Below are 7,136 nucleotides of genomic sequence, written 5' to 3' on the forward strand. Positions count from 1 at the left end.
CTGCCCGACGCGGCCCATCGCGTGCTCGATGCGATGGGCGTGCAGGCCGGCCACATCGTCGACCTGTGGCGGCTCTTTCTCTTCACCTGCACCGCCGTGTTCGTCGCGATCCTCGTCGGGCTGGCGTACGTGCTGCTGAGACGTCCACGCGCCGGCGCGGACACGCCGCCGGACCTGTCGATGGTGAACCGGCCGGAACCCGGGCCGCGCCGCCATGTCACCCAGGCGGCGGCGATCTCCGTCGTGCTGCTGTTGATGCTGGTGGCGGCCAGCGTCTTGACCGACCGGGCGTTGGCGCGGATGCCGCTGAAGGATGCCCTGAACATCGAGGTCACGGCCCACCAGTGGTGGTGGACCGTGCGCTACCGCAGCGGCGAGGTGTGGCAGGAATTCGAAACCGCCAACGAAATCCATGTGCCGGTCGGCCGGCCGGTCGTGATCAGGCTGGCGGCCGACGATGTCATCCACAGCCTGTGGATTCCCAACCTGGCGGGCAAGAAGGACCTGATTCCCGGCCGGACCGCGCTGATGCAGCTTCGCGCCGACCGGGCCGGCGTCTACCGCAGCCAGTGCGCCGAGTTCTGCGGCTTCCAGCACGCGCTGATGGGCCTGTTCGTGATCGCCGAGCCGCAGGAGCAATTCGAGCTGTGGCAGGCGGCGCAGCGCCTGTCCGCGCCGCCGCCGGCCGACTCGCGCACGCAGCGCGGCAAGGCGCTGGTGGAGTCCACGGCGTGCGCGATGTGCCACACCGTCCAGGGCACGTACGCCCAGGGCAAGCGGGCCCCCGACCTCACGCACCTAGCCGGGCGCCGCACGCTCGCGGCCGGCGCGCTGCCGAACACGCCCGAGAGCCTGGCGAGCTGGATCGCCGATCCGCAGCGGCACAAGCCGGGCAGCAACATGCCGACCATCCCGATCTCATCCGACGACCTGCAGGCCATCGTGGCCTACCTGGAGACCCTCAAGTGAGCCGCGGCCCGCTGGACGAGCAGCAGCCCGTCGCCGACGCCGGCCGGGTGCTGGACGGACCGCCGCCCGGCTCCGCCGCCGCCGAGCTGCTCGACGAGACTTGGCAAGACCCGCCCGGCTTCCTGGGATGGTTCTGCGCCGTGAACCACAAGACCATCGCCAAGCGCTTCATCGTCACGACGCTGGTCTTCTTCGCGCTCGGTGGGCTGCTCGCGGCTTTCATGCGGCTGCAGCTGGCACGTCCGGAAAGCCACTGGATGGGTCCCGACCTGTACAACCAGGTGTTCACGATGCACGGCACGACGATGATGTTCCTGTTCGCCGTGCCGGTGATGCAGGCGGTCGCGAGCTATCTCGTTCCGCTCATGGTCGGCGCCCGCAGCGTCGCGTTTCCGCGGATGAACGCCTACGCCTACTGGATCTTCGTGATGGGCGGCGTGATGCTGTACCTGGCGTTCCTGGGCAACAGCGGGCCGGACGCGGGCTGGTTCGCCTACGTGCCGCTGGCGGGGCCCGACTATTCGCCCGGCAAGCGCACCGATTTCTGGGCCCAGATGATCACCTTCACCGAACTGTCGGCGCTGGTGGAGGCGATCGTCCTGATCACGACCATCTTCAAGCTGCGCGCCCCGGGGATGACGCTGAACCGGCTGCCGCTGTTCGCATGGGCGATGCTGGTGGTCTCGTTCATGATCCTGTTCGCCATGCCGGCCGTGATGCTCGCGAGTACCGCGTTGATCATGGACCGGCTGGTCGGCACCCACTTCTACAACCCGGCCGAAGGCGGCGACGTGCTGCTCTGGCAGCACCTGTTCTGGTTCTTCGGCCACCCGGAGGTCTACCTGATCTTCATCCCGGGCCTGGGCTTCCTGTCGGCGATCATTCCGACCTTCGCGCGCCGGCCGATCTACGGCTACTCGGCGATGGTGCTGTCGCTGATCGCCACCGCCTTCCTGGCGTTCGGGCTCTGGGTGCACCACATGTTCGCCACCAACATTCCCGAGCTGGGCAAGAGCTTCTTCACGGCGGCGAGCATGCTGATCGCCATTCCGTCCGCCGTGCAGATCTATTGCTGGCTCGCCACGCTGTGGACCGGCAGGCTCCATTTCAAGGTGCCGCTGCTGTACGTGCTGGCGTTCTTCTTCATCCTGATCCTGGGCGGCATGACCGGCCTGATGCTGGCCTCCGTGCCGCTGGACCTGCAGGTGCACGACACCTACTTCGTGGTCGCGCACCTGCACTACGTGCTGCTCGGCGGCGCGGTGTTCCCCCTGTTCGGCGCCTTCTACTACTGGTACCCCAAGATCATGGGGCGGATGATGAGCGAGGCGCTCGGCCGCGCGAGCTTCTGGCTGATGTTCCTCGGCTTCAACCTCGCCTTCTTCCCGATGCACCTGCTCGGCCTCGAGGGCATGCCGCGGCGCGTCTACACCTACCAGGCGGGCATGGGCTGGGACGACCTGAACCTGGCGTCGACCGTCGGCGCCGTCACGCTGGCGCTCGGCGTCTTCCTGTCGCTGGTCAACGCGGTGCGCAGCGCCCGCGCCGGCGAGCCCGCCGGACCCAACCCGTGGGGCGCTGGCACCCTCGAATGGGCGATGGCCTCGCCGCCGCCGTGGTCGAATTTCCACGCGGTGCCGGTGGTCTACGGCCGCGACCCCTTGTGGCAACCGGGGCCCGCAGAGGCGCCGACGCACGTGTCGGGGCTGGCCGCCGATGCCCGCGAGGTGCTCGTGACGACCGTGGTCGATGCCCAGCTCGGTCAGCGGGCGCTGTTCCCGAACCCGTCGCCGTGGCCGTTCCTGGCGGCCCTCGCGACCACCCTGCTCTTCGTGGGTTCGATCTTCACGCCATGGGCGGTCGTGTGGGGCTCGGTGCCGATCGCGATCGCGCTGATCGCCTGGTTCTGGCCGCGCCGGCGCGACGCGGCCGAGGAACTGGCGTTGGAGCAGCGGCCATGAACCGGGCCCCGTCGCAGCGCAGCCTCGACGTTTCGCGGCTGCCGAGCTACAAGTTCGGGCACCACAGCCTGATGTGGTGGGGCACGCTGGGCATGATCGCGATCGAGGGCACGGTGTTCGCGCTGGTGATCATGAGCTACTTCTACCTGCGCAGCCACTCCAGCGCGTGGCCGATGTCCGTGCTGCCGCCGGACCTCTTGTGGGGCACGGTCAACACGCTCGTGATGGTGGCCAGCGCGGTGCCCAACCACCTGGCCAAGAAGGCGGCCGAGGCCCACGACGCACGCGGCGTGCGGCTGTGGGTGAGCGTGGCGCTCGCGTTCGGGGTGGTGTTCCTCGGCGTCCGGGTGCTGGAATTCGCCACGCTCAACGTGCGCTGGGACAGCAGCGCCTACGGCTCGGTGGTCTGGACGCTGCTGGGCTTCCACACCGCCCATCTGGCGACCGACGTCGCCGACACCGTCGTGCTGGCAGTGCTGTTCTTCACCGGACCGATCACCGGCAAGCGCTTCGTCGACGTGTCGGAGAACGCGATGTACTGGTACTTCGTGGTGTGGGTCTGGCTGCCGATCTATTTCACGATCTATTGGGGCGCTCGCGCTTGGTGAGGCCATGAGGATCTGGCTCGCCCTCCTGATCGCGCCCAGCCTCGCCCTGGCGGCCCAAAGCATGATGTATTCGCTGGTGACGCCGGCGTGCTCGGTGCAGACGCGCGTGCTGGTGCACGCGGTGGCCGTCGTCTGCCTGGTGCTGGCGCTGGCATTCACCCTGATGGCGCGCGCCGAATGGTCGCGCCTGGCCCCGGCCGCGCCGGGCGGGCCCGACAGCGACCTGGCGCAGCCCGACAGCGTGCGCCGCTTCCTGGCCGCGGTCGCCACGGCGGTCGGCGCCATCTCCTCGCTGGTGATCCTCACCATGTGGTTTGCCGGATGGGTCCTCTCGCCCTGCTTTTCCTAGGCGTGGCGCTGGCGGGCGCGGCCGGACCCGCCTCCGCCCACGACACGGCGACAGCGGCCTGGCACTGGAACGGCCAGCCGTGGCTGCTCTGGCTGCTGGCGCTGTCGGCGCTGCTCTACGTCGCGGGCATCGCGCGGCTGTGGCGGCATGCCGGCCGCTCGCGCGGCATCGGCAGGGCGCAGGTGGCGGCCTTCGCCGGCGGCTGGCTGACATTGGTGATGGCGCTGGTCACGCCGGTGGACACGCTCGGCGCGCAGCTCTTTGCCGCGCACATGGTGCAGCATGAATTGCTGATGGTGGCGGCCGCCCCGTTGCTGGTGCTGGGGCGGCCGCTGGCGGCCTGGACCTGGGCGCTGGCGCCCCGCCATCGGCAGCTGGCGGGCCGAGCCACCCGGGCGGCGTGGCTCGCGGCCAGCTGGCACGGCCTCACCCGGCCGCTCACGGCTTGGGCCCTGCACGCGATCGCGCTGTGGGCCTGGCACCTGCCGGCGCTGTTCGAAGCGGCGCTGCACCACGAAGGCGTGCACATGCTGCAGCACGCGAGCTTCCTGGTCACTGCGCTCTTCTTCTGGTGGACCGTGCTGGGCGGCGATGCCCGGGCCGTGCGCGGCGGCAGCTCGATCGCCTCGCTCTTCACGACCATGATGCACACGGGCGCCCTGGGCGCGTTGCTCACGTTCGCACCAGGCGCCTGGTATCCGAGCTACGGCGCGACGAGCCACGCTTTCGGCCTGACGCCGCTCGAGGATCAGCAGCTCGGTGGCCTCGTGATGTGGGTACCCGGCGGCTTGGCGTATCTCGCGGCCGGCCTGGCACTGGTGGGCCGGCTGCTGGCCCGCCCCGCGCTCACGCCAGCCACCGCAACGCCCCCTGCCCGGCCTCGTTGAGCCGCGAACGCAGCGCCGCCGCCTCGTCTTCCGCGACGCCGAACTCGAATTCGACTGCATCGCCATGGGCGACCGGGCCCAGCTGCGCGTGGGCGAGCTGCAGCTCCCGGCGGACCACCCCTTCCAGCGCATACGGCACGGCGCAGCGCAGCGTCAGCGATCGGCGCAACGGCAGCTTCTCGGCGTGCAGCAGCGCCTGGGCGACGGCGTCGGTGTAGGCGCGCACCAGACCGCCGGCGCCGAGCTTCACCCCGCCGAAGTAGCGCACGACGGTGGCCAGCACGCCTTCGAGCTCCTGGCGGCGCAGCACTTCCAGCATCGGCCGCCCGGCCGTGCCGCCCGGCTCGCCGTCGTCGTTGGCGGCCGACTGGCCGCCGGCCAGCAGCGCCCAGCACACGTGCGCGGCCTGCGGATGCTCGACGCGCAAGCGCGCCACCACGGCCTGCGCGGCGGCACGGTCGGGCACCGCCTGCACGCAGGCGATGAACCGGCTCTTCTTGATGACGAGTTCGCCGTGGACGGGTTGCGCGAGGGTCAGCGGCACCGCCCGATTGTCTCAGCGCCAGCGCTGGAACCAGCCCAGGCCCTGCGACGTGCCGCCCGCCGTCGCGCCGCGGGCCGGTTTGTATTCGCAGCCGATCCAGCCGGACCAGCCGCATTGCTGCGCGACCTCGTCGATGACCTGGAACAGGTACTCGTAGTTGAGCTCGCCCACGTCCGGCTCGTGCCGCTGCGGCACGCCGGCCAGCTGGAAGTGGCCGACGCGGCCGGTGGGCAGGTACTTGCGGATCTTCATCGCCAGGTCGCCTTCGACGATCTGGCAGTGGTACAGGTCCATCTGCACCTTGGCGTTGGGCGCGCCGATCGCTTCGAGCAGCTCGTGCGCGTGATCCTGGCGATTGAGGAAGAAGCCCGGAATGTCGCGGGTGTTGATCGGCTCGATCAGGACGTCGATCCCGCGCCGCGCCGCCTCCCCGGCCGCCCAGCGCAGGTTCCCGACGTAGGTGGCGCGCAGGTCCGCGCGTTCCTTGCCGGCCGGCAGCAGCCCGGCCATCACGTGCACGCGCGGGCACTCCAGCGCCTGCGCGTAGGTCAGCGCGGTGGCGATGCCCTCGCGGAATTCCTTCTCGCGCCCCGGCAGGCATGCCAGCCCGCGTTCGCCGGCGTCCCAGTGGCCGGGCGGCGCGTTGAACAGCACCTGCTGCAGCCGGTTGGCCTTGAGCCGGGCGGCAAGCTCCTGCGCCGGATAGGCATAGGGGAACAGGTATTCGACGGCCTGGAAGCCGTCGCGGGCGGCGGCCTCGAAGCGATCGAGGAAATCGAGCTCGGGGTAGAGCATCGACAGATTGGCGGCAAAGCGTGGCATGGGCTGTCCTTCTACCAGTGCGCGCCGAAGACGCGGCGCAGTTCTTCGATCTGTGGCATCGAGAGCGGCCGGCAGCCGCCCTGGTCCAGCAGTGCCAGCCGGGCGGTCTCTTCCAGCTCTTCCAGCACCGCCATCGCCGCGCCGGGCGTGTCGTGCCAGACGTTCGGGCCGAGCCGCTCCAGCATCACGGCGCGGATCGGCCGGCCCTGGCGGCCGTACTCGGCGATCAGCCTTGCGACCTCCGCGCCGACTTCCGGCGCGCCCGGCCGCTGGTACGGCACCAGCGGCACGTGGCCGACCTTCATCACGAAGTACGGCGTGATCGGCGCCAGCAGCTCGGGACCGTGCGCGCGCAGGCTGAGGGCCACGGCGTGGGTGCTGTGGGTATGGATCACGCAGCGGGTGTCCGGCCCGAATGCCTGCGCCGCGCCATAGATCGCCCGGTGCAGCGCCAGCGTCTTGCTGGCGCGCGCGCCGGACAGCTGGCGGCCCTCGGCATCCAGGCGCGCCAGCTGCGCCGGATCCAGAAAACCCAGGCAGGCGTCGGTCGGCGTGATCAGGAAGCCGTCGTCCAGGCGCACGCTGATGTTGCCGGCGGTGGCGTGCACGTAGCCACGGTCGAACAGGCTCTTGCCGACCCGGCAGATCTCCTCGCGGGCGTGCGACTCGTTCATGGCAGCTGGGCGAACGCCTTGGAGAAGAAATCGTCCGCGCCGAAGTTGCCGGACTTGAGCGTCAGGTGCAGTGAGCGGCCCTCGCCGTCGCGGCCCCAGCACCACGGCACGCCCGGATCGATCTGCGGGCCGATCTGCAGCTGCCGCACGCCGAGCGCCTGGACGCAGGCGCCGGCCGTCTCGCCGCCGGCCACGACCAGCTGCCGCACGCCGAGGTCGACCAGCCCGCGCGCGACCGCCGCGATCGTGCGCTCCACCAGCGCGCCGGCCGCGTCCACGCCGAGCTGGCCCTGCACGGCCTGCACCGCGCCGGGTTCGGCCG

9 protein-coding genes are annotated in these 7,136 nt (G+C 70.5%); 5 read left to right on the forward strand and 4 right to left on the reverse strand.

From position 1 onward, the window contains the following. The 5 genes from coxB to VNT59_RS18405 all read left to right on the forward strand — a co-directional run. Nucleotides 1–969: cytochrome c oxidase subunit II (gene coxB / locus VNT59_RS18385; RefSeq protein WP_325500796.1), on the forward strand; the 969-nt coding region annotated here is incomplete at its 5' end. Next, complete coding sequence (gene ctaD, locus VNT59_RS18390; RefSeq protein ID WP_414708415.1) at nucleotides 966–2,930, forward strand: cytochrome c oxidase subunit I; 1,965 nt, start codon at nucleotides 966–968, stop codon at nucleotides 2,928–2,930. The genes coxB and ctaD, both read left to right, overlap by 4 nt. After that, nucleotides 2,927–3,538 (forward strand): cytochrome c oxidase subunit 3, encoded by a 612-nt coding sequence (locus tag VNT59_RS18395; protein WP_325500798.1) that lies wholly within the window; start codon nucleotides 2,927–2,929, stop codon nucleotides 3,536–3,538. The genes ctaD and VNT59_RS18395 overlap by 4 nt, the downstream gene beginning before the upstream one ends. Nucleotides 3,539–3,542: 4 nt before the next feature. Next, nucleotides 3,543–3,887: a hypothetical protein gene (locus tag VNT59_RS18400; RefSeq protein ID WP_325500800.1), complete on the forward strand. Its 345-nt coding sequence runs from the start codon at nucleotides 3,543–3,545 to the stop codon at nucleotides 3,885–3,887. Beyond that, a complete protein-coding gene (locus VNT59_RS18405) occupies nucleotides 3,860–4,774 on the forward strand; it encodes a cytochrome c oxidase assembly protein (protein WP_325500801.1) in 915 nt (304 codons plus the stop codon). The genes VNT59_RS18400 and VNT59_RS18405 overlap by 28 nt, the downstream gene beginning before the upstream one ends. Here VNT59_RS18405 and VNT59_RS18410 read toward each other — a convergent pair. The 4 genes from VNT59_RS18410 to VNT59_RS18425 form a co-directional block, all read right to left on the reverse strand. Then, a complete protein-coding gene (locus VNT59_RS18410; protein WP_325500803.1) occupies nucleotides 4,734–5,318 on the reverse strand; it encodes a YigZ family protein in 585 nt (194 codons plus the stop codon). The two genes, VNT59_RS18405 and VNT59_RS18410, sit on opposite strands and share 41 nt — an antisense overlap. A 12-nt stretch (nucleotides 5,319–5,330) precedes the next feature. Further along, nucleotides 5,331–6,140 carry a 2-oxo-tetronate isomerase gene (gene otnI, locus VNT59_RS18415; RefSeq protein WP_325500805.1) on the reverse strand — a complete coding sequence of 270 codons (810 nt, stop codon included), beginning with the start codon at nucleotides 6,138–6,140 and terminating at the stop codon, nucleotides 5,331–5,333. An 11-nt stretch (nucleotides 6,141–6,151) separates the two neighbouring features. Next, complete coding sequence (locus VNT59_RS18420; protein ID WP_325500807.1) at nucleotides 6,152–6,814, reverse strand: aldolase; 663 nt, start codon at nucleotides 6,812–6,814, stop codon at nucleotides 6,152–6,154. Further along, nucleotides 6,811–7,136 (reverse strand): nucleotide-binding domain containing protein (locus VNT59_RS18425; RefSeq protein WP_325500809.1); only part of this gene is annotated, 326 nt, incomplete at its 5' end. The genes VNT59_RS18425 and VNT59_RS18420, both read right to left, overlap by 4 nt.

Origin of the sequence: Ramlibacter sp., assembly GCF_035554825.1 — a bacterium.
Classification (GTDB): Bacteria; Pseudomonadota; Gammaproteobacteria; order Burkholderiales; family Burkholderiaceae_C; genus Ramlibacter.

Excerpts from the sequence above, each read along its gene's own strand:
- VNT59_RS18395 (WP_325500798.1), top strand. The coding sequence starts at position 2,927 with ATGAACCGGGCCCCGTCGCAGCGCAGCCTCGACGTTTCGCGGCTGCCG.
- VNT59_RS18400 (WP_325500800.1), top strand. The coding sequence starts at position 3,543 with ATGAGGATCTGGCTCGCCCTCCTGATCGCGCCCAGCCTCGCCCTGGCG.
- VNT59_RS18405 (WP_325500801.1), top strand. The coding sequence starts at position 3,860 with ATGGGTCCTCTCGCCCTGCTTTTCCTAGGCGTGGCGCTGGCGGGCGCG.
- otnI (WP_325500805.1), bottom strand. The coding sequence starts at position 6,140 with ATGCCACGCTTTGCCGCCAATCTGTCGATGCTCTACCCCGAGCTCGAT.
- VNT59_RS18420 (WP_325500807.1), bottom strand. The coding sequence starts at position 6,814 with ATGAACGAGTCGCACGCCCGCGAGGAGATCTGCCGGGTCGGCAAGAGC.